Raw genomic sequence first — 24001 nt, 5'->3', positions numbered from 1 at the left:
GCCTATGGGTTAGCACAGCCGAAAGGCGGTGCAATGCCGGTGGGGCGACAAGATATTACGTCGACGACGGGGGAGACGGATGGCACCATCGGAGATTGCGGAGGCCGGCGACAGGAAATTGCTCGTCGCCGTCTATCATCCGCAGCCGGATCGGGCCCATGCGCTGATGACGGCGATCGGTGCCGCCGGCCTTGCGGTGCAACTGCTGCCGCAGCATGTCGACGGGCTGCGCGCTTGGGTCGACAGCTGTTTCGACCTGCTTCTCGTCAATCCGTTTCTGGGTTGGCAGGAACCGTCCGAATTTGTCCGGCTGGCGCGATCGATCGCCGGACGGCGGCCGCTGCTCGTCGTATCGGATCGCGACGCGCTGGGTGACCGGATGACGGCGCTGTCCGCGGGCGCCGACGATGCGGCCGGATGGACGAACAATCTCCCCGAACTGCTCGCGCGGATCGCCGGCCTGCTCTGGCGCAGCCGCATCGCGGCGGGGCAACTCGGCGAGGGCGAGCTTCGCATCGACCTGATCGACCGCCGCGTCGAGCGCGCGGGACGGCTCATCCGCCTGCCGCTGCGCGAATTCGACCTGCTCGCCAATCTCGCGCGCGTCCCCGGCCGCCCCGTGTCGCGCGATGCGCTGCTGCGCGCGGTGTGGCGGATCGATTTCGACCCCGGCACCAACCGGGTCGAGGCGCATATGTCGCGGCTGCGCGCCAAGATCGATCGCGGCTTCGACTGGCCGATGCTGCATACGGTGAAGGGGCGGGGCTATGCGCTGCGCTCGCGGCCGGAGTAGCGCGGTCTTCCCAATTTCGTCATTCCCGCGGGAGGGATTTGTCGCACCCCCTGTCACGAGCCTCAGCTTGCTTGACCAAAAGTTTCAGGTTGCTACTCATCTTCGACATAAAGAAACCAGCGATTCCGGAGATGATGCCCGATGCACCCCTCAGTCCACGCCCGCGCCAACCCCGACAAGCCCGCGATCATCGTCGCCGAGACGGGGGAGGAGATCAGCTATGGCGAACTCGACGCGGCGTCGAACCGCGCCGCGCAGCTCTTTCGGTCGCACGGGCTGGGGCATGAGGATGTCGTCGCCTTCATGCTCGACAATACGCCGCATTATTACGGCCTCACCTGGGGCGCGCAGCGCGCGGGGCTGCGCTATGTGTGCATCTCGTCGCGGCTGACGCAGGACGAAACCGACTATATCCTCGAAAATTCGGGCGCGAAGATCCTCGTCGTTTCGGCGAGCCTTGCGGGCGCGGCGCAGCAGCTCACGACCGGCATCGAGCGTTTCGCGATGGGCGGCGACATTCCGGGCTATGCAAGCTGGGAGGATGCCGTCGCCGCGATGCCCGCGACGCCCGTCGCCGACGAGCGCGCCGGGGTCGACATGCTCTATTCGTCGGGGACCACCGGGCGGCCGAAGGGTGTGCGCGTGCCGTTGCCCGAGGATCCCGCGATCGACGCGGTCAACAGCCTCGTCATGCTCGCCTCGGCGGTGTTCCAGATCAATTCGGACAGCATCTATCTGTCGCCCGCGCCGCTCTATCACGCCGCGCCCTTGCGCTGGTCGATGACGATCCACCGGCTGGGCGGCACCGTCGTGCTGATGAAGAAATTCGACCCCGAAGCGGCGCTGTCGCACATCGAGACTTACCGTGTGAACAGCAGCCAGTGGGTGCCGACCCATTTCGTGCGGATGCTCAAGCTGCCCGACGAGGTTCGCGCGCGTTACGACATCTCATCGCTCAAGGTCGCGATCCACGCCGCGGCGCCGTGCCCGGTGCCGGTCAAGCAGGCGATGATCGACTGGTGGGGGCCGGTGCTCTTCGAATATTATGCGGGGTCCGAAGGCAATGGCATGACCTTCATCTCCAGCCCCGACTGGCTGACCCACAAGGGCAGCGTCGGGCGCCCGATTCTCGGCGCGGTGCATATCATGGGCGAGGATAATGAGACCGAACTCGGTCCGGACGAGGAGGGCGCCGTCTTCTTCGAAAGCGAGAATGTCTTCGAATATCATGGTGACAGCGAAAAGACCGCATCGAGCCGCAACTCGAAAGGCTGGTCGACTCTCGGCGACGTCGGAAAGGTCGACGCGGAAGGCTTCCTCTACCTCACCGACCGCAAGAGCTTCATGATCATTTCGGGCGGGGTGAACATCTATCCGCAGGAGATCGAGAACCATCTCGTCACCCATCCCAAGGTCGCCGATGTCGCGGTCGTCGGCGGCCCGCACGAGGAAATGGGCGAGGAAGTGATCGCGGTGATCCAGCCCGCGAATATGGCCGATGCGACCGAGGCATTCCGCGACGAGCTGATCGCCTATGCGCGCGAGAAATTGTCGGGCGTGAAGATTCCGCGCCGCATCGACTTCCTCGAAGCCCTGCCGCGCCACGACACGGGCAAGCTCTACAAGCGCCTGCTGTGCGACCGATATTGGGAGAAAGCGAAGGCGGAGGCCTGATCCGGTGAGCGCACGCGTCGAATTCTTCTTCGACCTGTCTTCGCCGTGGACCTGCCTGGCGTTCCACAATCTGCCCGGTGTGCTCGAACGCACGGGCGCGACGGCGATCTATCGGCCGATCCTCGTCGGCGGGGTGTTCAACGCGGTCAATCCCGCCGTCTATGCGGCGCGCGAGCAGGCCGACAACCGCCGGCTCCAGCATAGCTGGAAAATACTGAAGGACTGGGCGCAGCTCGCGGGCGTGCCGATGAATTTCCCGTCAGAGTGGCACCCTGCGAAAAGCATCGCGGCGATGCGCTTCTGCTGCGCGCTCGAGGATGATCAGGCGGCGCTCGTCCGTTTCGCGCGGGCGGCCTTCGCGAGCTATTTCGGCCGGCAGGAGAATCTCGACGACCCGGCGGTGCTGGCAGCGGTCGCCGATGCCGAGGGGCTCGACGGCGCCGCGCTCGCCGGGGCGGCGGGCCGCGATGCTGTCAAGGCGCGGCTGCGCGCCAACACCGATGAACTCATCGCGCGCGGCGGCTATGGGTCGCCGACGATCTTCGTCGACAAGGACGATATGTATTTCGGCAACGACCAGCTTCCGCTCGTCGAGGCCGCCCTTAAAAGGACTCTCCCATGAAGGACCGCATTTCGATCGCCATGCTCGATGGCGGCATCGCCGACGTCCGGCTGATCCGCGCCGACAAGATGAATGCGCTCGACCCCGCGATGTGGGAAGCGCTGGCCGAAGCGGTCGACCGGTTGAAGGCGACCGCAGGGCTGCGCGTCGTCGTGCTTTCGGGCGAGGGGCGCGCTTTTTGCGCGGGGCTCGATCTCTCCAGCCTCGGCAATGATCGCGATCCGGGCGCGAGCAGCGCGGGTGGCAGTCTTGCCGACCGCACCAGGGGCATCGCGAACAATGCCCAATATGCCGCCTGGGGCTGGCGCGAACTGCCGGTGCCGGTGATCGCCGCGGTGCATGGCGTCGCCTTCGGCGCGGGCAGCCAGATCATGGCGGCCGCCGACATCCGCATCGTCCATCCCGACACGCGCATCGCGATCATGGAAATGCGCTGGGGCCTCGTCCCCGACGTTGCGGGCATGGCGCTGTGGCGCACGCAGGTCGCCGACGATGTGCTGCGCGAGTTGATCTATACCAACCGCGAATTCACCGGTTCGGAGGCGAAGCTGCTCGGCTTCGCGACGCATGTCTCGGACGATCCGCTGGCGAAGGCGATGGAACTGGCGGAGGTGATCGCCGACAAGAATCCGCACGCGATCCGCGGCGCCAAGCGGCTCTGCAACCTGCTCGGCCATGCGAGCGACGCCGAAATCCTGCAGGCCGAGAGCGACGAACAGGTCAAGGTCATCCGCACCCCGAACCAGATCGAGGCGGTGATGGCGCATATGCAGAAGCGGAAGCCGGATTTTACGGACTGATCGTCGATGCCGCGAAGGCGCGCGCTGGAGAATGATCATTTTTGACTGAATCGTCATCCCGGCCTTCCGCCTTCGGCGGAAGTTTATCCTGAGCGCCTGCAAGGCAGTCGAAGGGCCGGGATGACGAGATAGGGAAGGCGGGGTTTCAGTCTAACCCGATCACGCTACGAGGAGATAGCGCAAGATGCCAGCGGCCCCCGCTTTCGCGGGGGGACGTCCTGACCGCAACCCTACAGCAGCACCAAAAAGCGCGCCGCATTGTCCCAGTCGCGCTGTTTCGCGGCGCGCGCCTTTTGCGCTTCGCTGTCGGCGCCCCAGCGGCGCTCCTGATAAAGCTCGTCGAGGCTGACGGCCTCCCACAGCATGTTCGCATCAAAGGCGTCCTCGACCAGCGCGAGGCCGGCGACGAGCGAGCCGCCGATCGTCACCAGCGGGGTCAGCGCGGCGACCCGCCAATGATCCTGCGCGAGCACCGCGTCCCGCAGCGCCGCGACGGTCGCCTCGGGCTGGTCGATCGGCAGCACGCCCTGCGTCAGCGCGAATTCGATGCCATAGCGCGCCTCGGCCCAGGCGAGCAGCGGGTTCCACGCCGCCGCCTGTTCGGCCTGCAGCGCCGCATCGCGCGCGTCGCGATAGCAAAGGAGGTCGCTCTCCGCATAAGCCGCGACCGGGGCGGCAAAGGCGGCTAGGTCGGGGGCGGCGAGGTCGATCGCCGCGTTGGCGAGCCCGGTCATCGGCATCGCCGCGGGATCGATCGTCTCGCCGACATCGCGCCATTCGCCCGCGATCGCTTCGGCGAGCGCAAGGCTCGCGGCCGCCAGCGGCGCGCGCTGCGGCGTGCGCACCGGCCGCCCGTCGAGCGCGATGCCCCAGCCGTCGCCCTCGGCGACGACGGCAACCTCTTTCCAGAAGCGCTTCACCGGTCTTTGGGCGAGCGCCAGCGGCGCGCGAGGAGCATCGGCATCACCGCGAAATCGAACGCGCCGACGAGCACGATGGCGACGCCGATCCAGCGGTCGGCCGGTTGTCCCGCGAAGGCGAAGCCGCCGCCGATCAGGATGAAACCGATCGCCACAAAGGCGACGCCCATCAGGCGCATCAGGGTGATCGCGAAAAAGCGTTTCCTGGCGAGTGCGTCGTCGGCCGGGGTCATGCGTCCTCCCTATCGCTGCCGAGATGGCGCATCAACTGTGCCAGCGCGCCGTGGCCGGTGGTCTCCATTCCCGCAATGACCCGGTCACGCTCATCGGCGGACTTGTTCTGCGACAGTTTGATCGTCGGGCGCCATGCAGTGATCCGCATCTCGAAGCCGGCGATCGCGCCGGTCATCTTGCTGAACAATACGGGATTCATCTTCGCACGCGTCCACGGCGGGTTCGCCCCGACGCGGGCTTCATGTTGCGCGGAGAGCGCATCGAGCAGCGCGACGAGGGCGTCGTCGTCGAGCCGCCGCGCCACGCCCTCCATCTCGATCGCGACATAATTCCACGTCGGTACCTGATCGGCCTCGGCATACCAGCTCGCGCTGACATAGGCGTCGGGACCCTGCACGACGGCAAGCGCGGTGGTGCCGCCCAAATGGCGCGTCAGCGCATTGCCGCGCGCGAGGTGGAATTGCAGCGCCCGACCATCCTCGCTCAGCACCACCGGCGTATGCGCGACGCGCGGGCCATCGGGCGTGCCCGCGAAAATCGCGGCGAAGCCGATCTCGCGCACGAACAGTTCGGCGAGATCATCCTGTTTCGGCCGGAAAGCATTGTTGGGGTGCATCAGCGCGGCCGTGCGGGACGCGCCGGCGATTTCTTCGCGGCGGGTTTGCGGCCCGCGGGCTTGCCGGGCTTTGCTTTGACCTTGGCGGGCTTGGGTTTCGGCTTGCCGACATGGTCGGTCGGCTTGCTCGTCGCGGTGCGCCCGCGGCGTTCGCCGCGCCGCGCCTTGCGGATCGCCTTGCTGTGCGCCTTGGCCGCGGCTTTCGCGGCGGCTTTGGGCGGCGGGCCCTTGGCGACGTCGTCGATGCCGACTTCGCCGAGCAGCGGATCGAAGCCGAGCGCGTCGAGGCTCGCGGCGAAATGCTCGGGCACCTCGGCGCTGATGTCGATCGCGCCGCCGTCGGGATGGTCGATGCGCAGGCGGCGGCTGTGCAGGTGCATCTTGCGGCTGATCGTGCCGGTCAGAAAGGCGCCCTTGCCGCCATATTTGCCGTCGCCGACGATCGGGTGGCCGATCGCCGCCATATGGACGCGCAGCTGGTGCGTGCGGCCGGTCAGCGGCTGGAGCTCGACCCATGCGGCGCTGTTCCCCGCGCGCTCGATGATCCGGTAGCGCGTCTTCGCCGGCAGGCCGCTGTCGTGGACGTGCATCTTCTCGCCGCCCGATCCCGGCTGCTTGGCGAGCGGCAGGTCGATCTCGCCCTGCGCGATGTCGGGCACGCCGACGACGATCGCCCAATAGGTCTTGCGCGCGCTGCGGTTCGAAAAGCTCTTGGCGAACCAGGCGGCGGCGCGTGGGCTTCGCGCGATCAGCAGCGCGCCCGACGTGTCCTTGTCGAGCCGGTGGACGAGCTTCGGGCGCACCGGCGCGTCATATTTCAGCGCATCGAGCAGGCCGTCGACATGTTGATCGGTCTTCGTCCCGCCCTGCGTCGCGAGGCCGGGCAATTTGTTCAGCACGATGGCGCTCGCGTCGCGGTGGATCAGCATCGACGTTGCGAGTTCGATGTCGGCGTCGGTCAGTGGCCGCCCCTTGCGCGCCGGGCGCGCTTCGGCCTCGACCGGCGGGATCGGCATGACGAGCTTCTGTCCGCCCGCGATCCGGTCGGACACATCGGCCTTCTTGCCGTCGAGCGTCAGCTGCCCCGAACGCGCCCAGCGCGCGAGCAGGGCGTGCGGCGTTCCCGGCCGGTGGCGCTTGAACCAGCGGTCGAGGCGGATGCCGTCATCCTCCTCGGCAATCGTCGCGCCGTCGAAATGGGCCTTGGGTTCGCTCATGCCGGCAACTGCCGCACGGCGAGCATGCCGAGCCCGCAGGCGAGGATCGCCCCGATCACCGACGCGAGGACATAGAAGGCGGCTTGCCCCATCTGCCCCCGCTCGAAAAGCGTCCAGAATTCGAGGCTGAACGAGGAGAAGGTGGTGAAGCCGCCAAGAATTCCGACCCCGACGAACAGTCGCACCGTCTCGCTGCCGCCGCTGCGCGCGAGGAGGCCGATCAGCAGGCCCATCGCCAGGCTGCCGGCGATGTTGATCGAGAGCGTCCACCAGGGAAAACCGGGGCCGAGCCGCGCGAGCATCGCCTGGCCGGCGAGATGGCGCGCACCGGCGCCGATCGCGCCGCCGATCATGACGGGAAACAGGCTGTTCATGCGCTCGCCCTAGCCGGAAACGGCAGCAAGGCAAAGGCGGCATTGCTATGCGTCGGGTCGCTCGTGCGCCGCGCGCCAGTCGGCCGGACGGGTGAAGCTGCCTTGCCAAATGCCGCGGCGCTTCGCCTGGGCTTCGCCTTCTTCGAGCAGATAGCTGTCCCCTGTTGCGATCGCCCAGCCCGCCCGCACCATTTCGGCGCCGAGGTCGATGCCATCGGGGAAGGGCGCGGTGCGGCAGACGGCGAGCGTGCGTCCATAACGGTCCTTTGCCGCCAGTTCGCAATGAAGCGGCCCGGGGCCGGCGAGTTTTTCGAGCGCCGCCCTCGCTTCGCGGCCGCACGGCCAACGCGTCGCGGCGCGCTCGCAATCCTGCCGATATTCGACCGCGTCGAGGCCGGTCAGGCGAAGCGCCAGCGCCGCCCCATCGCCTCGCACCGCAAGGCTGTCGCCGTCGATCACATGCACGAGCGGTACGGTCGCGACCGGCGCAGGCAGCCATACCCACGCCGCAAACGCCAGGCCGCCGAGCAGGATCAGCGCCAGCAGCGACCGGAAGCGTCGGCGCCAGCGCAGCCGGGTTGAAGAGAGGCGGGGCATCGTGCGGATCGACTGGCGCGAGCCCGGCGGTTTGGCAAGGGTGAATGAGTGGTTGACGATGAGAACAAATCATGTCCAAAATGGACCAAATCGATTTCGGCGGACGCGCGCCAAACCGGTGCCGCCATCAGGCTTGGGTCCGGATCGGCGGCAAACAGGAGTGAACAAAAGGGGAATCGCGCCGAAATGACGGCATGATCATGCCAGGGTGGAGCGATGCCAATGGGGGACGACATTATGATCGATCAGGATATCATCGATGGCGGAACGGGCGCGCACGCGTTCCCGTCGAAGGGCTTCGGCGGCCGGGATGCCCGGCCTCTTGCGGCGCTGCGCGGGCCGATCGGCGCGGGCGGCGCATCGCCGCTCCTGTTTGTCGGGCCGCGCGGCGATTGGTCCGACATGGCGTCGCTTGCCGAGGTGCGCCTCGCCGGTATCGTGCCCCCGTCCGGCGCGGCCGAGCATATCCGGCGGACTCCGACGCTCGACATCGTCTGGCTCGCGGCGGGGGAGACGGTCGAAGCGGATATGCTCGCCGACATAGGCGCGGCGGTGGGGGAAAGCGGCTGCAACCTCGTCTGCGAAACCGGGCTGGCGGCGCTCGACCGGGTCGCCGCGGCGATTCCCGCTTCGGTCCATGTCCAGTTCCTCGTCGATGCCGATCCCGCCGACCGGCTCGTGGCTTTGGCCTCCGCGCGGCGTACCCGGAACTGGGCCGTTCACGATGTCGCGCGCGGCGAGGCGATGGAGCGGATCGACCGGCTTCAGGAAGAGGTGGCCCGCATCTCGCGCCTGTTGGGGGACCTGGCGGCGCAAAACGGCGGGCTTCCCGGCGCGCCCGCCGGTTTTGCGCCGCGCGGCGAGGAGTTTGCGGATTATCCGGGGCAGGTGCGCGCGCCGGCGCGCGACTATGCCGCGATGCCGCGCAGCTTCGTCCCCGAAGAGCGGGCGCTCGACCGGCAGCGAGCGAAAGCGGTGCGGCGCATGCTGCGCCAGCGGCGGATGCGCGAGCAATTTTTCCCGGCCGATCTGTTCGCCGACCCGGCGTGGGACATGCTGCTCGACCTCTATGCCGCGCGGCTTGAGCGCCAGCCGGTCTCCGTGTCGAGCCTGTGTATCGCGGCCGCTGTTCCCGCGACCACGGCGCTGCGCTGGATCAAGACGATGACCGAGGCGGGGCTTTTCGTGCGCGAGGCCGACCCGCACGACGGCCGCCGCATCTTCATCGCACTGGCCGACGGGGCGTTTGACGCGCTGGCGCGCTATTTCGAGGCGCTCGACGAATAGGCGTGGCCCGACATCGGCAAACCCGCTAGCTTTCGAGCGATGAGGGACGCCGTCGAAGTGGTCGTGCACGATCGGATGCAGCAGGGGTATCGCTACATGCGGACCGCTCCGGTGGGCCGATGTTTCGATCCCGGTTTCGAACCCGAACTCGCGCCGGCCGAGATGCTGAAGCTTGGCATATTCTGCGGCAAATATATGACCGATTGCACGGCCGAATTTCCGGGCTGGTTCGAGGGAGCGAAGCTGGCGCCGGACGGACCCGATTGTTCGCTGAATTATTTCGGCATTCGGGCGAGCGTGCCGCTCCGCGTCTGGATTGAAAAGGGCTGGATTCATCCCCACGACCCGCGCGGCTGGTTCCAATGGTATTGTCGCTATTATTCGGGGCGGCGGATGGCGGACGAGGATCAGCGCCAGATCAAGCGGTGGCGAGCGTTCCGGCGCCACGCCGCGCAGATACGCAAGCATTGCGAGCCGGGCGATCCCTTTTGCAGGCCGAAGCAACGCCAGGCGCTGCTGCAATGGGCCTATGACAGCCGCGCTATCTAGCCACGGGCTAGGGCTATTTCGCTTGCGGCCGGCGCGCATTATGTAAGCTCCCGCACCAAGGGAGTTTTTGCCGATGCCGATCATGGCCGCCCGCGTCTATCATGACGGCAAGCTCGTCCGCGACCTCGGCCCCGACGAGGCGATTCCGGAAGATTGCGATCCGGGCGATTTCTTCTGGCTTGGCCTCTACGAGCCGACCCCGGACGAACTGGCCGGCATCGCCAGGCGGTTCGGCCTGCATCCGCTCGCGGTCGAGGATGCGCTGAAGGCGAACCAGCTGCCCAAGGTCGAAACCTATGGCGATCAGCTGTTCCTGATTACCCGCACCGCCAATCTCGATGGCGATACGATCCAGCCGGGGGAGACGGCCTTTTTCGTCGGTCCGCATTTCTTCGTCAGCGTCCGCCACGGATCGGCGCGAACGCACACCGAGGTGCGGGCGCGGCTCGAAAGCCTGCCGGCGAAGCTCGCGCACGGTCCCGACTATGTCCTCTATGCCGTGCTCGATTTCATCGTCGACGGCTATTTTCCGGTGGTCGATGCCATCGAGGAGCGGATGCTGGGGGTCGAGGACAGCGTGATGGATACGCCGCTCGACGCCGCGGAAATTCGCCATCTTTACAAGCAGCGGCACGAAATCATCCGCTTTCAGCGGCTGGTCGGAATGATGAAGGATGTCGCCGGCCGTCTGACCACCGACGATGACCTGCCGAATATAGACCCTGCGGTGCGCCCCTTCTATCGCGACGTCTGGGATCATGTGCAGCGCGCCGAATATCGCCTCAACGGGCTGCGCGACATCGCCGTGTCGGTGATCGAGACCAACGGCATGCTCGAGCAGCAACGCCAGGGCGCCATCACGCGCCAGCTCGCCGCATGGGCCGCGATCCTGGCGGTGCCGACCGCGATCGCGGGCATATACGGCATGAATTTCGAGCATATGCCCGAACTCGGCTGGACCTTCGGCTATCCGCTGATCGTCGGCGCGATGGGCGCGATCTGCCTCGCGCTCTATTGGCGCTTCAGACATATCGGCTGGCTCTGACCCCGACGACCGCCGCTTGCCAGCGCCGGCGGCTTGTGGCAGGGCGCACCTCCCTTCGGGGGCGCTTAGCTCAGTTGGTAGAGCATCTCGTTTACACCGAGAGGGTCGGCGGTTCGAGCCCGTCAGCGCCCACCACCCCCACCATCCTCCCCTTGTCCTGTGGGACGCCGCGGCGCTAAAGCCCTTTCCTGTTCGGAAAGGTCGCCCATGAAATATCTGCTCGCCGCCCTCGTCTTGCCGCTGCTTGGTCTCGCGTCGCCCGCCGTCGCGGCGCCGAAACAAGGCGACGTCGTCATCCGCCATGTGACGATCGTCGACGTCGCGGCGGCGAAGACGATTCCTGGGCAGGCCGTTGTGCTGAAAGGCGACGATATTGTCGCGGTGGGCGCCGATGGCGTGATTGCAAAAGGCTGGCGCGCGGCGCGGACGGTCGAGGGCGAAGGGCGTTACCTGATCCCCGGCCTGTGGGACATGCACGTCCATTTCGGCGGCGGGCCCGAACTGATCGAGGAGAATCGGGCGCTGTTGCCGCTCTATGTCGCTAACGGCATCACGACGATCCGCGACGCGTCGGGCGACCTGCCCGATCAGGTGCTCGCATGGCGCGGCGAGATTGCCAGCGGCAAGCTGTTCGGGCCGCGGCTGTTGACCTCGGGCGCCAAGATCGAAGGGATCGCGCCGGTATGGAAGGGCACGATCGAGGTCGGCAGCGAGGCCGACGTCGATGCGGCGCTCGACCGCTTGAAGAACCGCGACAAGGTCGATTTCGTCAAGATCACCGACAGCACGCTGAAGCCCGAACTGTTCCTCTATGCGCTGCGCCGGGCGAAGGCGCTCGGGCTCAGGACGTCGGGGCATATCCCGATGGCGCTGACCACCGAACAGGCGGTCGATGCGGGGATCAGCTCGATCGAGCATCTCGATTATGCCTATAACGCCGGGGCGAAGGACGAGGCCGCGATCGCCGCCGATTTCGCCGCGAAGCGCATCGACCGTGCCGAGGCGAACCGCCGGCTCGACGCGGGGTTCGACCGCGACACCGCGATGGCGGCCTATCGCCGCTTTGCGGCGAAGGGCGTGTCCGTGACGCCGACGCTCAACGGCAGCCGCATCATCGCATATCTCGACCGCGACGATCATTCGAAGGACGAGGGGCTCGCCTATATCGGGCCGAAGCTGCGCAAGACCTATGACTGGCGGATCGAGCGCGCGGCCAAAGCCGATGCTGCAGCGATTGCGGCACGGCACAAGCAGATCGAGGATGTCGCCACGATCCTGCCGATGCTCGCCGAGGCCGGGGTTCCGATCATCGCGGGAACCGATGCGGGGTTCCTCAACAGCTTCAACTATCCCGGTTTCGGGCTGCACGACGAAATCGGCCTGTTCGTCGAAAAGGGGCTGACCCCGGCGCAGGCGCTCGCGTCGGCAACGCGCGCGGGACCGGCATGGTTCGGCTGGCTCGATCGTTATGGGGCGATCAAGCCTGGAATGGCGGCCGACCTGGTATTGCTCACCAAGAATCCGCTTGAAGACATTGCGGCGACGCGCGCCATCGACACGGTGGTGCTGCGCGGGATGGTCCAGGATCGCGCCGCGCTCGACAAGATGCTCGCCGATGCGCGGGCGAAGGTCGCGGCGTGGAATGCCGAGGCGGCGGCGCGTTAACGGATCGCGGCGCGCGCCGCCTGTCGCGCGCGCCAGACGCTCCACAGCGTGAACAGCCCCATCGCCGCCCATATGACGTTGAGCACGGCCGAGGGCAGCGCGCCGTTATAGCCCGAGTTGACGATGAAGCCGCCGGCGCCGATCACATTCATCCACTGATAGAAATAGCTGCGCCCCTCGAGCTTGCCGAGCGACAGCAGGATATAGGCGGCAAGGATGATCGCGGCGGCGGTCCAGCCGATCACCTCGATGACGATGACCTCCGCGTCCATGCGGCCCTTCTCCAAATGAAAGCGCCCGCCCCCGGTCAGGGGGGCGGGCGTCGATAGCATCAACTGTTTGCGGCGTCAGGCAGCAAGCTTGCGCAGCACATAGTGCAGGATGCCGCCGTTCATATAATATTCGACCTCGTTCGCCGTATCGATGCGGCAGAGCGTGTCGAAGGCGAAGGTCGAGCCATCGGGGCGGGTGACGTTCACGGTGACCGTCTGGCGCGGCCCCAGGTCCGCGACGCCGGTGATGGTGAACTGGTCGTCGCCGGTCAGCCCCAGCGTTTCGCGGCTCTGGCCTTCGAGGAACTGCAGCGGCAGCACGCCCATGCCGACGAGGTTCGAGCGGTGGATACGCTCGAAGCTTTCGACGATCACCGCGCGGACGCCGAGCAGATTGGTGCCCTTAGCCGCCCAGTCGCGCGACGAGCCGGTGCCATATTCCTTGCCCGCGATGACCACGAGCGGCGTCCCGTCGGCCTTGTGGCGCATCGCGGCGTCGTAGATCGGCATGACTTCGCTGCCGTAGCGCGACATGCCGCCCTCGATGCCGGGGACCATCTCGTTCTTGATGCGGATATTGGCGAAGGTGCCGCGCATCATCACGTCGTGGTGGCCGCGGCGGGCGCCGTAGCTGTTGAAGTCGGCCTTGCTAACCTGATGTTCCATAAGCCATTTTCCGGCCGGCGAGTCCGCCTTGATCGACCCCGCGGGGCTGATGTGGTCGGTGGTGATGCTGTCGCCGAGGATCGCGAGCGGCTTCGCGCCGATGATGTCCGCCACCGGCGCGGGGGTCATCGTCATGCCCTCGAAATAGGGCGGGTTGGCGACATAGGTCGAGCCCGCGCGCCACTGATAGGTGTCGCTGCCCTCGACCTCGATCTTCTGCCAATGTTCGTCGCCCTTGTAGACATGCGCGTAGCGCGCCTCGAACATGTTGCGGCTCACCGCGCCCGCGACGACCGACGCCACTTCCTCGTTGGTCGGCCAGATGTCGGCGAGGAAGACGTCCTTGCCGTCCTCGCTCTGCCCGATCGGGGTGGTGGTGAAATCCTCGATCACCGTGCCCTTCAGCGCATAGGCGACGACGAGCGGCGGCGAGGCGAGGAAGTTGGCGCGCACGTCGGGCGACACGCGGCCTTCGAAATTGCGGTTGCCCGAGATGACGGCCGCGGCGACGAGGCCATTCTCGTTGATCGCCTTCGAAATCGGCTCGGCGAGCGGCCCCGAATTGCCGATGCAGGTCGTGCAGCCGTAGCCGACGAGGTTGAAGCCGATATTGTCGAGATGCTTCTGGAGGCCCGCCTTCTCCAGATAGTCGGTGACGACCTGGCTACCCGGCGCGAGGCTGGTCTTGACCCACGGCTTGGGCTTCAGCCCGAACGCATCGGCCTTTTTCGCGACGAGCCCCGCGGCGACGAGCACGCCGGGGTTCGAGGTGTTGGTGCAACTGGTGATCGCGGCGATGGTGACGTCGCCGTCGCCGATGTCGAAATCCTTGCCCTCGACCGGCACGCGCGTCTGCGCCTTGTTATAGAGTTTCGCCATGTCGGCGTTGAACACATCGTCGACCTCGGGAAGCGAGACGCGGTCCTGCGGGCGCTTCGGCCCCGCGAGCGACGGCACGACGCTGCCGAGGTCGAGCTCGAGCGTGTCGGTGAATATGGGGTCGGCGGCGCCATCGACGATCCACAACCCCTGCGCCTTGGCATAGGCCTCGACCAGCGCGATATTCTCTTCGCTGCGGCCGGTCAGGCGCATATAATCGAGCGTCTTGCCGTCGATGCCGAAGAAGCCGCAGGTCGCGCCATATTCGGGCGCCATATTGGCGAGCGTCGCGCGGTCGGCGAGGCTGAGCGAGGCGAGGCCGGGGCCGAAATATTCGACGAAGCGGCCGACGACGCCGCGCTCGCGCAGCATCTGCGTCGCGGTGAGCACGAGGTCGGTCGCGGTGACGCCTTCCTTGAGCTTGCCGGTGAATTTGAAGCCGACGACTTCGGGGATCAGCATCGACACGGGCTGGCCGAGCATCGCGGCCTCGGCCTCGATCCCGCCGACGCCCCAGCCGAGCACGCCGAGCCCGTTGATCATCGTCGTGTGGCTGTCGGTGCCGACGCAGGTGTCGGGATAGGCGACGGTTTCACCCGAACCGTCTTCGCTCGACCAAACCGCCTGCGCGATATGTTCGAGATTGACCTGGTGGCAGATGCCGGTGCCCGGGGGCACCGCCTTGAAATTGTCGAGGCTCTTCGATCCCCATTTCAGGAAGTCGTAGCGTTCGCCGTTGCGATAATATTCGATCTCGACATTCTGCTCGAACGCCTTGGGGTGGCCGAATTCGTCGACCATCACCGAGTGGTCGATGACGAGGTGGACGGGGACGAGCGGATTGATCTTCGACGTGTCGCCGCCGAGCGTCGCGATCGCATCGCGCATCGCGGCGAGGTCGACGACGCAGGGCACGCCGGTGAAATCCTGCAGCAGCACGCGCGCGGGGCGATACTGGATCTCGCGGTTCGAATGCGGGTCCTTCTGCCAGTCGACCAGCGCCTGCACATCGTCGGTCGACACGGTGAAGCCGCCATCCTCGAAGCGCAGCAGGTTTTCGAGCAGCACCTTCATCGAGAAGGGCAGGCGCGAAACGTCGCCGAGCTTGGCCGCGGCCTTGTCGAGCGAGTAATAGGCGTATGTCTTGCCGCCGACGTCGAGCGTCGAGCGGGTTCCCAGCGTGTCGTTACCCGTGGTGGTCATAGGATTGCAGTCCCCATGTTGGCGCGGCGGGGAATGACGGCCGGTGCCCGTTCGGGAGAGCGGAGCTAAGCGGAGTCGCACGCGCAGGTTTATGTTGGCGACGCCTTACGCCGGGCCCAAGGAAATGCAAGGGGGTGGGGGGAAGATTTGGCTCGCGCAAAGGCGCAAAGACGCAAAGAAAACCGCAGCGTTTATACATGTCGTCACCCCGGATATGATCGGCGATTATCCCCCTTGCATCCGTAATCTCGTCATTGCGAGCGAAGCGAAGCAATCCAGGGCCCGCGTAAACTGCTCTGGATTGCTTCGCTTCGCTCGCAATGACGAAGGAAAGGCGCGTTACGGATGTCGAAGCGATAATCGCCGACCTGGTCCGGGGTCCATGCGGCATCGATGAAATGGATTCCAGATCAAGTTCGGGATGACGATTCAAGGAATAATGATTGCGCTCAGCCGCCCGCCGCGCTGCGCACCGGCTTGGGGGCGAAGGCGCGGACGCGGTTGCGGCCCGTGCGCTTGGCTGCGTAGAGCGCCTGGTCGGCCTGTTGCATCAGCGCCGGCAGGCCGGTGCCGGGGGCGCCGATCGCGATGCCGAAGCTCGCGGTGGGGCAGAGGCTGGCGGGAATGCGGCCGGCGCAGGCGGCGGCGAGGCCGGTGCGGACCGCTTCGGCGAGCCGGCGCGCCGCCTCGACCAGGGCCAGAAGCCGGCCGTGGTTGAGCGCCGCGCAGGTCAGCCGGCGCGCCGCCTCGACCCCCGCGCCGGGGAGGAGCAGCGCGAATTCCTCGCCGCCGATGCGCCCCGCGACCATCTCGGCGGGGCCGATCAGCCGGACATGTGCGCCGAAGGCGGCGATGATCGCGTCGCCGACCGCGTGGCCGTGATTGTCGTTGATCGACTTGAACCGGTCGAGGTCGGCGACGATCAGCGCCACCGGCGACCGTTCTTCGAGGCAGCGGCGGAGCGCGGCGCCCGCCTGCGCCTCGAACCCGCGGCGGTTGAGCAGGCCCGAGAGATCGTCGGCGTCGACCGCGCGGCGCAGCTCGGCGATCTGGTCGATCGCGACCGCGACCATCAGGCTGATCGCGGCGACGATCGACACCATCGCCTGACTGAACTGGACGGTGGTCCAATAGAGCGACTGCTGGAAGCCGACATAATCGTCGAAGCCGCCGTGGAGCGAGAGCAATACCGCGGGGCGGACGATGAGGTTGAGGGCGGAGATCGCCGCGACCCAGAAGAGCACGCGGTCGATGAGGTGGCGCTTTTCGACCGGCCAGAGCGCGACGACGACCATGATCGCGATGATCCCGGCGCCGATGCTGATCGCGAGGATCCGCCCGGCGATGCTGGGGCTCGCCAGGAGGAACCAGACGAAGACCGCGGTCGCGACCGCGACGATCGCCGCCATCGTGCGCCACGGGACGGGGAGCGCGTAACGCTTGATGATCGCGGCGGCGAAGAGCACGCCGGTCATCAGGAAGAGGAAATTGGCGGGAAGCCGCTGCAGCTCCATCGGCAGGACCGGGCCGACGTCCTGGATCAGAAAGGCGAGCGCGGTGGCGGTATAGGCACCGGCGGCATAGGCGACATACCGCTCGCGCCGGTTCAGCCACAGCAGGAAAAAGGCGGTGGCGAACAGGATGCCGATGCCCGGATTGAGCAGCGAGATGAAAAATTGTCCGTTCACACTACCGCTATCTGCCCCGGCCCCGGGGTAGCAGGGCATGGATAACGAAGCGTTACTTTTCGGGGAGTTAAGTCGCGGTTACGCGGTGCCGCGGACGACGAGGTGGACGGGGATGCGCGTGCCGCTGCGCGTGCGCTCGTCGTCCTCGAGCGCCATCGCGACGAGCGCCTCGCCCGCGGCGTCGAGGTCGGGCTCGAGCGTGGTGAGCGCGGGGTCGGCGAGGGTGCCGGCGCGGATACCGTCGAAGCCGATCAGCGCGACGTCCTGCGGCACGCGGCGGCCGGCGTCCTTGAGTCCCTGCAAGACGCCCAAGGCGAGCATGTCCGAGGCCGCGAAGATCGCGTCGGTTTCGGGGTGCGCTGCGAGCAGCGCCTGCGCCGCGGCGACGCCCTGCGCGTGGCGGTCGGCGGCGGCGGGGGGCTCGGCGACGATAGGGGTGAGGCCGTGGAGGCCGAGCGCGGCGGTGAAGCCGTCGCGGCGCTCGTCGAACTGGCGCTGCGGCGACTGCTGCGGTCCGACGAAGGCGATATGGCGGCGGCCGGTGGCGATGAAATGCTCGGCGGCGAGCTGGCCGCCGATGTCATTCTCGCTGCGCATCCAGTGAAAGGGGCTGCCCGGGCTGCCCCAGCAGACGAAGTCGAGGCCCGAGGCCTGCGCCTCGGCGAAATATTTCCACGCTTCGCGGTTGCTCGTCGTGCCGATGACGATCATCGCGTCGGCGAGGCCCGAGGCGACGAAGTCGGCGCGGAAATTGTCTTCATTCTCCTGGAACGAGACGAGCAGGTTGAAGCCGCGCGCCGAGGTCGCGGCGGCGATGCTGCCGAGGAGCGCGAAATAGAAGGGATTGATCGCGCTGCGATCCTCGCCGGGGCGGCAGATGGTGACGAGCGCGATCGTCTCGCTGCTCTTGAGGCGCAGCGACGAGGCGTGGCGGTCGACGACATAGCCGAGTTCGCGCGCGGCGGTCGCGACGCGCGCGCGCGTTTCGGCGTTGACGCCGGGCGAGTTGCGGAGCGCCCGCGAGACGGTCGACTGCGACACGCCGGCGCGCTCGGCGACGTCGAACGATGTGGGACGCAGCATCTTTCCGTTCACCTCTCGCCTCTCCCCCTTGGGCCGTCTGTTGCCGCGCGGGCGGGGCTTGTCAATGTAGGGTGGAGGGTTTCCGTTCCCGTCACCCCGGACTTGATCCGGGGCCTGCCTTCCTAAAAGAAAAGGCGGGTCCCGGGTCAAGCCCGGGATGACGACCTTTAAAGGCCGTCGAGCGCGAGGAGCGCGAAGCTCGCGAGCCAGTGTTCGCCCATATAGTCGCCGGTGACGTGCGGGAGGGCGGCGGCGAGGTGGCGTTCGGCCGCGGCTTCGGCTTGCGCGGCGACGGGATGGGCGGGACCGAGCGCGGCGGCAATCGCGCGCCAGCTCCACGCGCGGCTGAGGTTGAGGCCGTCGAGATGCGCGATCTTGCCGTCGCTGCGGTCGGAGACGGTCGCCGGGGTGAAGAGCGTCGCGGGTTGCTGCGCGGCGGCGCGCGGAAGGAAGGCGTCGAACCAGCGCGGGAAATCGTCGCCGAGGACGGCGGCCATCAGATGCGCTTCGGTGAGCGCCGAGGAAAGAAATTCGTCGCCGCCGGGTTCCCACGCCTGGCAGTCGCGATCGCCGGCGAACCAGTCGCGGGCGCGGCCGTCGATGAGCCGGGCGAGCGCGGGGTCGCGGCTTTCGGCCCAGTGGCGCGCGAGCAACAGCGCGAAGGCGATGTTGAAATGGGTGCCGACGCGCAAGGGATAGGTGAGCTTGGGCAGGAAGGCGTGGAAGCGTGCGGCGAAGGCGGCGGCGAGCGGTTCGAGCGCGGCGCTCCACGGCGCGTCGTGGCGTGCCGCTTCGGCATGGAGCGCGAGGAGCCACGCCCAGCCATAGGGGCGCTCGAAGGCGGCGGCGTAAGGACGATCGAGGAAAGCGCGTTCGCCCGCGACCTTGTCGGCGACGAGCATTTCATCGGCGCGCGCGCGGATGTCGGCGGCGACGGGCAGGTCGGGGAAGCGGCGCGCGAGGCGGAGGATCTGCCACCAGCCGTGGACGCAGCTGTGCCAGTCGAAGCTGCCGTGGAAGATCGGGTTATGTTCGCGCGGGGGCCTGGCGTCCTCGGGGCCGGTGAGGACGAGGTCCATCTTGTAGGGATATTCGCGGCCGAGATGCGCGAGGGTGGCGGTGGCGAAGCGGGTGGCGTGAGTGGGGGTGAGGTTCATATCCTGTGTCCAATTGGCGTCATTGCGAGCGCAGCGAAGCAATCTCCTGTCATCGGCGTTGCGCTTGGTCGATAGCTGGAGATTGCTTCGCTGCGCTCGCAATGACGGTTAAAAGGCGAAAAGCCAGATGAAGACGATGTTCACCGCGAGCAAAGGCACCGCGGTGCCGATCTGTGCCTTGATCACGCCATAGGGGTTCTTGAGTTCGAGCAAGGCCGCGGGGACCAAGTTGAAGTTCGCCGCCATCGGGGTCATCAGCGTGCCGCAGAAGCCCGCGAGCATGCCGATCGCCGCGACCACCGCGGGGTCGCCGTCATATTGCTCGATGAGCAGGGGCATGCCGACCGCGGCGAGCATCACCGGGAAGGCGGCGAAGGCGTTGCCCATCACCATCGTGAACAGCGCCATGCCGAGGCCGAAGGCGAGGGTGGCGCCGAACAGGCTGCCTTCGGGGATCGCGGTGCCGATGAGGTCGCCGACGACTTCGCCCACACCGGCGAGCGCGAAGACCGCGCCGAGGCTCGCGAGCATCTGCGGCAGGATCGCCGCCCAGCCGACCGCGTCGAGCAGGCGGCGGCCCTGCTGCAGCGGGAGCAAAGGCGGCGGCTTGAGGCGCGCCATGCCGACGCCGAGCGCGATGAGCACGCCGAGCGCGAGCGAGATCAGCGTCGCCTGCTTGGGGTCGGCGAGGCCGGGGATCCATTTGAACAGGAAGGTGCCGGCGAGCGCGACCGCGGGAATGATCAGCGCGACGAGGAGGAGGAAATTGCCGTGCTTCGCGGCGCGCTGTGCCTGCACGTCGGGCGGAACGTCGCCGCCCGGCGCGCGGCCGATCTGGCCGGTGCCGGCGATGGCGACGAGCGCGAGGACGAGCAGCCCGTTGCCGAAATCGCCGAGCCGGTCGCCCGCGAACATCGACAGCGCGAGCAGGCCCCAGAAGGCGGCGTTGCCGAAGCGTTTCGGGTTGCTGCGGTCGCCCAGCCCGAGGACGGCGAAGAGTGCGAAGGTGACCCCCGCGAGGATATAGACGAAGCCGAGCGTGATCATGCGCCCGCCTCCTGCTTCTTCATTCGCTTTTCGAGGCGGCGGAGGCGGAGGCCGTGGATCAGGAAGGCGGCGATCGCGGTGGGAATCGCCCAGAGCGAGAAGTGCAGCGGCTCGATGCTATAGCCATAGCCTTCGAGCACGCCCTTCATCAGCAGGATCGAGCCGATCGCGAGGAAGATGTCCTCGCCGAAGAAGAGGCCGACATTGTCGGTCGCGGCGGCGAAGGCCTTGACCTCCTCGCGCTGGTCGTCGGTGAGCGCGTCGTTCTTCGCCTCGGCGGCGGCTTCGGCCATCGGCGCGACGAGCGGGCGGACGGTCTGCGGGTGCCCCGCGACCGAGGTGAGCCCGACCGCGGCCATCGCCTGGCGCAGCAGCAGATAGGAGGTGAGCAGGCGGCCGAGCGTCGCGCCCTTCATGCGGTCGATCAGGCTGCGCGCATGCTGTTGCAGGCCATAGGCTTCGAGCAGGCCGATGACGGGGAGGACGATCCAGACGATGCTGACATAGCGCGTGTCGTTGAACGCCTTGCCGAAGGCGGCGATGATCGCGGTCACGTCGAGCCCCGCGGCGAGGCCGGTCGCGAGGGCCGAGGCCATGATGACGAGCAAGGGATTGAAGCGGAGCAGGAAGCCCGCGATGATGATGAGGATGCCGATCAGGACGAGCATGGCTAATTTCCTCCCCCTCGATGGGGGAGGCAGCGAGACTTGCGAACTTGTTCGCTAGTCGCAGCGGTGGGGGTGTTGTTTCGGCCCGAGGTGACGGTGCGGGGGCGCACCTTCACCCTCATCCAACTTCGCCTAATCGCTTCGCGATAAGGCTGCGTATCCTTCTCCCATCGAGGGAGAAGGAGGGTTTGCGCCGCTGCCATCAAGTCTCATCCCCCTCGGCTTTCCCATAGCCCCCGCCGCCGGGCGTTTCGATCACGAAGGCGTCGCCCGCCTGAAGCTCTGCGCTGCCGGTGGCGGCGAGTATCTCGACCGAGCCGTCGGCGCGTTCGACCCAGTTGCGCCCCGGCGCGGCATCCTCGCCGCCCGCGAGGCCCTTTGGCGCGATTCTGCGGCGGTTCGCGAGGATGTTCGCGGCCATCGGCTCGCGGAAACGGATGCGGCGCCTCGCGCCGTCGCCGCCCGCCCAGCGGCCCGCGCCGCCCGAGCCTTTGCGGATCGCAAACTCCTCGACGATCACGGGGAAGCGCGTCTCCATCACCTCGGGGTCGGTCATGCGGCTGTTGGTCATATGCGTCTGGATCACGCTGGTGCCGTCGAAGCCGGGCCCCGCGCCCGATCCGCCGGCGATCGTTTCATAATATTGGTGAGCGTCGTTGCCGAAGGTGAAATTGTTCATCGTGCCCTGCGCGGGCGCCATCGCGCCGAAGGCGGCAAACAGCGCGTCGGTGATGACCTGGCTCGTCTCGACATTGCCCGCGACGACCGCGGCGGGATAGCTTGGGGAAAGCATCGAATCCGCCGGAACGATCAGGGTAACGGGGGCGAGGCAGCCTTCGTTCATCGGGATCGGGTCGTCGAGCATCGTGCGCAGCACATAGAGCACGGCGGCGCGGACGACGGGCAGCGGGGCGTTGAAATTGTCGGGGAGCGTCGGCGAAGATCCGGTGAAGTCGATCGTGACGTGGCGCGCGGCGCGGTCGACCTTCACCGCCACCGCGACCTCGGCGCCATTGTCCATCGCGTAGCGGAACTCCCCGTCGCCCAAGCCCGCGATGAGCTGGCGCACCGCGGCTTCGGCCTGCCGCTGGCCGTGCGCCATATAGGCGGCGACGGTTTGGACGCCGTGCGCGGCGCTGAGGCCGGCGAGCGCGCTGGAGCCGCGCTGGCAGGCGGCGACTTGGGCCTTCAGATCGGCGATGTTGAGTGCGGGGTTGCGGGCCGGATGGTCGCCAGTCGTGAGGTGCTTATGGACATCGGCGTCGAGGAAATTTCCGTCATCGACGATGAGCATATTGTCGAAAAGAATGCCTTCGTCGGCGATGCTCCTGCTGTCGGGCGGCATCGAGCCGGGGGCGATGCCGCCGAGGTCGGCGTGGTGACCGCGCGCGGCGACGAAAAAGCTGGGTTCTGGGCCTTCGACGAAGACCGGCATGATGACGGTGATGTCGGGAAGATGCGTGCCGCCGTCATAGGGGGCGTTGAGGGCATAGGCGTCGCCGGGGCGGATGCCGCGGGTGTCTTTTGTACGTTGGCGCAGGATGGTGCGGACGCTCTCGCCCATCGAGCCCAAGTGAACGGGCATGTGCGGGGCGTTGGCGACGAGGCGGCCTTCGCCGTCGAAGATCGCGCAGGAGAAATCGAGCCGCTCGCGGATGTTGATCGACGAGGCGCTGTGCTGGAGCGCGCCGCCCATCTCCTCGGCGATCGCCATGAACAGGCTGTTGACGATTTCGAGGCGGATGGGGTCGGGGGTCGCGTTAACGCCCTCCCCTTCAGGGGAGGGCAGCGAGACTTGGTCCGGCGAAGCCGGCCCTAGTCGCAGCGGGTGGGGGCCATCGGCCTTGCGCAAGGCCGATGGCCCCCACCCCAACCCCTCCCCTGAAGGGGAGGGGCTTTTGGCGAGTCGAAGCGTGCCTTCGGCTTCCACCGTCGCGGCCCAGCCGGGTTCGACGATGGTGGTCGACAGCGCGTCGATGACGATCGCCGGTCCCGCGATGCTGCGACCGGGGGCGAGGGCGCTGCGCTGGTGGAGCGGGACGGCGTGCGCCGCGCCGGCGAGCCAGGCGGTGATGGTTTCGGGCTCGGCCTCTTCGGCGGGCGCGGGCGGCGGCAGCGTTGCGCCGCCGCCGCCCGCTTCGGTCAGTTCTACACGGATGCGGTCGACAACCAGATTGTCATGCGGGGCGTAGCCGAAACGCTGGCGGAAGGCGGCGGCGAAGGCCTGTCTGACGTCGGCGGGCGGCGCGAGCGGCAGTTCGATCGCATTGTCGCTGTCGGCGAGGCGGACGAAGAGCAGGGTTTCGCACGCAGTCTCGGCATCGGGGGCGAGGTCGGCGCGGGCCTGTTCGGCGAGTTCGGCTTCGGCGGCGGCGAGGGTGGCGGCGCAATCCTCGTCGAGCGCGAGCGCCAGCGTGCGCTCGCGGATCGCCGAGGGGCGCGCGAGGCCCATGCCATAGGCCGAGAGCACGCCCGCGAGCGGATGGAGCAGGATTTCGTCGATCCCGAGCGCGTCGGCGACGAGGCAGACATGCTGGCCCGCGGCGCCGCCGAAGCCGACGAGGCTGTAGCCTTGGGTGACGTCGTGGCCGCGCGCGATGGTGATGCGCTTGATCGCGTTCGCCATCTGCTGGACCGCGATGGCGAGCAGCCCCTCGGCAAGGGCTTCGGGGGTGATGTTCCCGACTTCGGCCGCCATCGCGGCGAATTTCCGCACCACGACCTCGCGGTCGAGCGGCTGGTCGCCGTTCGGGCCGAAGAGCTTGGGGAAATGATCGGGCTGGATCTTGCCGAGCAGCACGTTGCAGTCGGTGCCGGCCAGCGGCCCGCCGCGCCGCGAACACGCGCGGAAAGAAATCGGGCTGGATCTTGCCGAGCAGCACATTGCAGTCGGTGACCGTCAGCGGCCCGCCGCGGCCATAGGCGGCGGGGCCGGGGTTGGCGCC

General features: G+C 67.4%; 22 protein-coding genes and 1 tRNA gene. 9 read left to right on the top strand and 14 right to left on the bottom strand.

Features of this window, described 5'->3' with window-relative positions:
• Positions 1–79: 79 nt before the first annotated feature.
• The 4 genes from QZL87_RS15280 (at position 80) to QZL87_RS15265 (ending at position 3889) form a co-directional block, all read left to right on the top strand.
• The gene (locus QZL87_RS15280; protein ID WP_295320998.1) at positions 80–793 is read left to right on the top strand and encodes a response regulator transcription factor; all 714 of its coding nucleotides are present in this window, start codon (positions 80–82) and stop codon (positions 791–793) included.
• Between the two features lie 141 nt (positions 794–934).
• Positions 935–2467 (top strand): acyl-CoA synthetase, encoded by a 1533-nt coding sequence (locus QZL87_RS15275; protein ID WP_295320996.1) that lies wholly within the window; start codon positions 935–937, stop codon positions 2465–2467.
• 4 nt (positions 2468–2471) lie between these two features.
• The gene (locus tag QZL87_RS15270) at positions 2472–3089 is read left to right on the top strand and encodes a 2-hydroxychromene-2-carboxylate isomerase (RefSeq protein ID WP_295320993.1); all 618 of its coding nucleotides are present in this window, start codon (positions 2472–2474) and stop codon (positions 3087–3089) included.
• Complete coding sequence (locus tag QZL87_RS15265) at positions 3086–3889, top strand: crotonase/enoyl-CoA hydratase family protein (protein ID WP_295320992.1); 804 nt, start codon at positions 3086–3088, stop codon at positions 3887–3889. Before QZL87_RS15270 ends, QZL87_RS15265 begins: the two co-directional genes overlap by 4 nt.
• A gap of 230 nt (positions 3890–4119) precedes the next feature.
• Here QZL87_RS15265 and QZL87_RS15260 read toward each other — a convergent pair whose 3' ends face one another.
• From QZL87_RS15260 to QZL87_RS15235, 6 genes are read right to left on the bottom strand one after another with little or no spacing between them, the layout of a single operon-like run.
• Positions 4120–4809 (bottom strand): ATP12 family protein, encoded by a 690-nt coding sequence (locus QZL87_RS15260; protein WP_295320990.1) that lies wholly within the window; start codon positions 4807–4809, stop codon positions 4120–4122.
• Positions 4806–5042 carry a hypothetical protein gene (locus QZL87_RS15255; protein ID WP_295320988.1) on the bottom strand — a complete coding sequence of 79 codons (237 nt, stop codon included), beginning with the start codon at positions 5040–5042 and terminating at the stop codon, positions 4806–4808. The genes QZL87_RS15260 and QZL87_RS15255 overlap by 4 nt, the downstream gene beginning before the upstream one ends.
• Positions 5039–5659, bottom strand: a complete 621-nt coding sequence (locus tag QZL87_RS15250; protein WP_295320985.1) for an FMN-binding negative transcriptional regulator — start codon at positions 5657–5659, stop codon at positions 5039–5041. Before QZL87_RS15250 ends, QZL87_RS15255 begins: the two co-directional genes overlap by 4 nt.
• Positions 5659–6876 carry an RluA family pseudouridine synthase gene (locus QZL87_RS15245; RefSeq protein WP_295320983.1) on the bottom strand — a complete coding sequence of 406 codons (1218 nt, stop codon included), beginning with the start codon at positions 6874–6876 and terminating at the stop codon, positions 5659–5661. The genes QZL87_RS15250 and QZL87_RS15245 overlap by 1 nt, the downstream gene beginning before the upstream one ends.
• A complete protein-coding gene (gene crcB, locus QZL87_RS15240; RefSeq protein ID WP_295320980.1) occupies positions 6873–7250 on the bottom strand; it encodes a fluoride efflux transporter CrcB in 378 nt (125 codons plus the stop codon). Before crcB ends, QZL87_RS15245 begins: the two co-directional genes overlap by 4 nt.
• A 45-nt stretch (positions 7251–7295) precedes the next feature.
• The gene (locus tag QZL87_RS15235) at positions 7296–7847 is read right to left on the bottom strand and encodes a thermonuclease family protein (protein WP_295320975.1); all 552 of its coding nucleotides are present in this window, start codon (positions 7845–7847) and stop codon (positions 7296–7298) included.
• A gap of 222 nt (positions 7848–8069) precedes the next feature.
• Between QZL87_RS15235 and QZL87_RS15230 the strand changes: the two genes are divergently transcribed.
• The 5 genes from QZL87_RS15230 (at position 8070) to QZL87_RS15210 (ending at position 12393) form a co-directional block, all read left to right on the top strand.
• Entirely contained in the window at positions 8070–9134 is a 1065-nt protein-coding gene (locus QZL87_RS15230) for a MarR family winged helix-turn-helix transcriptional regulator (RefSeq protein ID WP_295320973.1), read from the top strand.
• A 39-nt stretch (positions 9135–9173) separates the two neighbouring features.
• On the top strand, positions 9174–9683 hold the full coding sequence (locus tag QZL87_RS15225; protein WP_295320971.1) for a hypothetical protein: 510 nt from the start codon (positions 9174–9176) through the stop codon (positions 9681–9683).
• Between the two features lie 73 nt (positions 9684–9756).
• Entirely contained in the window at positions 9757–10728 is a 972-nt protein-coding gene (locus QZL87_RS15220; RefSeq protein WP_295320968.1) for a magnesium and cobalt transport protein CorA, read from the top strand.
• Positions 10729–10787: 59 nt separating this feature from the next.
• Positions 10788–10863: transfer RNA gene (locus tag QZL87_RS15215), tRNA-Val, on the top strand.
• Between the two features lie 72 nt (positions 10864–10935).
• Positions 10936–12393 (top strand): amidohydrolase family protein, encoded by a 1458-nt coding sequence (locus QZL87_RS15210; RefSeq protein WP_295320966.1) that lies wholly within the window; start codon positions 10936–10938, stop codon positions 12391–12393.
• Here QZL87_RS15210 and QZL87_RS15205 read toward each other — a convergent pair.
• The 8 genes from QZL87_RS15205 to QZL87_RS15170 all read right to left on the bottom strand — a co-directional run bounded on the left by QZL87_RS15205 (position 12390) and on the right by QZL87_RS15170 (position 23940).
• Entirely contained in the window at positions 12390–12665 is a 276-nt protein-coding gene (locus tag QZL87_RS15205) for a hypothetical protein (RefSeq protein ID WP_295320964.1), read from the bottom strand. The genes QZL87_RS15210 and QZL87_RS15205 overlap by 4 nt on opposite strands.
• 75 nt (positions 12666–12740) lie before the next feature.
• On the bottom strand, positions 12741–15413 hold the full coding sequence (gene acnA / locus QZL87_RS15200) for an aconitate hydratase AcnA (RefSeq protein ID WP_295320962.1): 2673 nt from the start codon (positions 15411–15413) through the stop codon (positions 12741–12743).
• A 449-nt stretch (positions 15414–15862) separates the two neighbouring features.
• Positions 15863–17101: a GGDEF domain-containing protein gene (locus QZL87_RS15195; RefSeq protein WP_295320960.1), complete on the bottom strand. Its 1239-nt coding sequence runs from the start codon at positions 17099–17101 to the stop codon at positions 15863–15865.
• 78 nt (positions 17102–17179) lie between these two features.
• Positions 17180–18184, bottom strand: coding sequence for a LacI family DNA-binding transcriptional regulator (locus QZL87_RS15190; RefSeq protein ID WP_295320958.1), 1005 nt, complete (start codon positions 18182–18184; stop codon positions 17180–17182).
• A gap of 167 nt (positions 18185–18351) precedes the next feature.
• The gene (locus tag QZL87_RS15185) at positions 18352–19341 is read right to left on the bottom strand and encodes a DUF2891 domain-containing protein (protein WP_295320955.1); all 990 of its coding nucleotides are present in this window, start codon (positions 19339–19341) and stop codon (positions 18352–18354) included.
• Positions 19342–19449: 108 nt separating this feature from the next.
• Complete coding sequence (locus QZL87_RS15180) at positions 19450–20388, bottom strand: DUF979 domain-containing protein (protein WP_295320953.1); 939 nt, start codon at positions 20386–20388, stop codon at positions 19450–19452.
• The gene (locus QZL87_RS15175) at positions 20385–21056 is read right to left on the bottom strand and encodes a DUF969 domain-containing protein (RefSeq protein WP_295320949.1); all 672 of its coding nucleotides are present in this window, start codon (positions 21054–21056) and stop codon (positions 20385–20387) included. The genes QZL87_RS15180 and QZL87_RS15175 overlap by 4 nt, the downstream gene beginning before the upstream one ends.
• A 202-nt stretch (positions 21057–21258) precedes the next feature.
• The gene (locus QZL87_RS15170; protein WP_295320947.1) at positions 21259–23940 is read right to left on the bottom strand and encodes a hydantoinase B/oxoprolinase family protein; all 2682 of its coding nucleotides are present in this window, start codon (positions 23938–23940) and stop codon (positions 21259–21261) included.
• Positions 23941–24001: the final 61 nt, after the last annotated feature.

Origin of the sequence: uncultured Sphingopyxis sp., assembly GCF_900078365.1 — a bacterium.
Lineage (GTDB): Bacteria > Pseudomonadota > Alphaproteobacteria > Sphingomonadales > Sphingomonadaceae > Sphingopyxis.
This window is presented reverse-complemented; position numbering and strand designations above follow the sequence as displayed.

What these genes read in the sequence shown, in the direction of transcription:
- acnA (WP_295320962.1), bottom strand. Translation starts at nt 15,413, where the DNA reads ATGACCACCACGGGTAACGACACGCTGGGAACCCGCTCGACGCTCGAC.
- QZL87_RS15245 (WP_295320983.1), bottom strand. Translation starts at nt 6,876, where the DNA reads ATGAGCGAACCCAAGGCCCATTTCGACGGCGCGACGATTGCCGAGGAG.
- QZL87_RS15255 (WP_295320988.1), bottom strand. Translation starts at nt 5,042, where the DNA reads ATGACCCCGGCCGACGACGCACTCGCCAGGAAACGCTTTTTCGCGATC.
- QZL87_RS15210 (WP_295320966.1), top strand. Translation starts at nt 10,936, where the DNA reads ATGAAATATCTGCTCGCCGCCCTCGTCTTGCCGCTGCTTGGTCTCGCG.
- QZL87_RS15250 (WP_295320985.1), bottom strand. Translation starts at nt 5,659, where the DNA reads ATGCACCCCAACAATGCTTTCCGGCCGAAACAGGATGATCTCGCCGAA.
- QZL87_RS15205 (WP_295320964.1), bottom strand. Translation starts at nt 12,665, where the DNA reads ATGGACGCGGAGGTCATCGTCATCGAGGTGATCGGCTGGACCGCCGCC.
- QZL87_RS15275 (WP_295320996.1), top strand. Translation starts at nt 935, where the DNA reads ATGCACCCCTCAGTCCACGCCCGCGCCAACCCCGACAAGCCCGCGATC.
- QZL87_RS15170 (WP_295320947.1), bottom strand. Translation starts at nt 23,940, where the DNA reads ATGTGCTGCTCGGCAAGATCCAGCCCGATTTCTTTCCGCGCGTGTTCG.
- QZL87_RS15175 (WP_295320949.1), bottom strand. Translation starts at nt 21,056, where the DNA reads ATGCTCGTCCTGATCGGCATCCTCATCATCATCGCGGGCTTCCTGCTC.
- QZL87_RS15180 (WP_295320953.1), bottom strand. Translation starts at nt 20,388, where the DNA reads ATGATCACGCTCGGCTTCGTCTATATCCTCGCGGGGGTCACCTTCGCA.
- QZL87_RS15190 (WP_295320958.1), bottom strand. Translation starts at nt 18,184, where the DNA reads ATGCTGCGTCCCACATCGTTCGACGTCGCCGAGCGCGCCGGCGTGTCG.
- QZL87_RS15280 (WP_295320998.1), top strand. Translation starts at nt 80, where the DNA reads ATGGCACCATCGGAGATTGCGGAGGCCGGCGACAGGAAATTGCTCGTC.
- QZL87_RS15185 (WP_295320955.1), bottom strand. Translation starts at nt 19,341, where the DNA reads ATGAACCTCACCCCCACTCACGCCACCCGCTTCGCCACCGCCACCCTC.
- QZL87_RS15230 (WP_295320973.1), top strand. Translation starts at nt 8,070, where the DNA reads ATGGGGGACGACATTATGATCGATCAGGATATCATCGATGGCGGAACG.
- QZL87_RS15220 (WP_295320968.1), top strand. Translation starts at nt 9,757, where the DNA reads ATGCCGATCATGGCCGCCCGCGTCTATCATGACGGCAAGCTCGTCCGC.
- QZL87_RS15225 (WP_295320971.1), top strand. Translation starts at nt 9,174, where the DNA reads ATGAGGGACGCCGTCGAAGTGGTCGTGCACGATCGGATGCAGCAGGGG.
- QZL87_RS15235 (WP_295320975.1), bottom strand. Translation starts at nt 7,847, where the DNA reads ATGCCCCGCCTCTCTTCAACCCGGCTGCGCTGGCGCCGACGCTTCCGG.
- QZL87_RS15265 (WP_295320992.1), top strand. Translation starts at nt 3,086, where the DNA reads ATGAAGGACCGCATTTCGATCGCCATGCTCGATGGCGGCATCGCCGAC.
- crcB (WP_295320980.1), bottom strand. Translation starts at nt 7,250, where the DNA reads ATGAACAGCCTGTTTCCCGTCATGATCGGCGGCGCGATCGGCGCCGGT.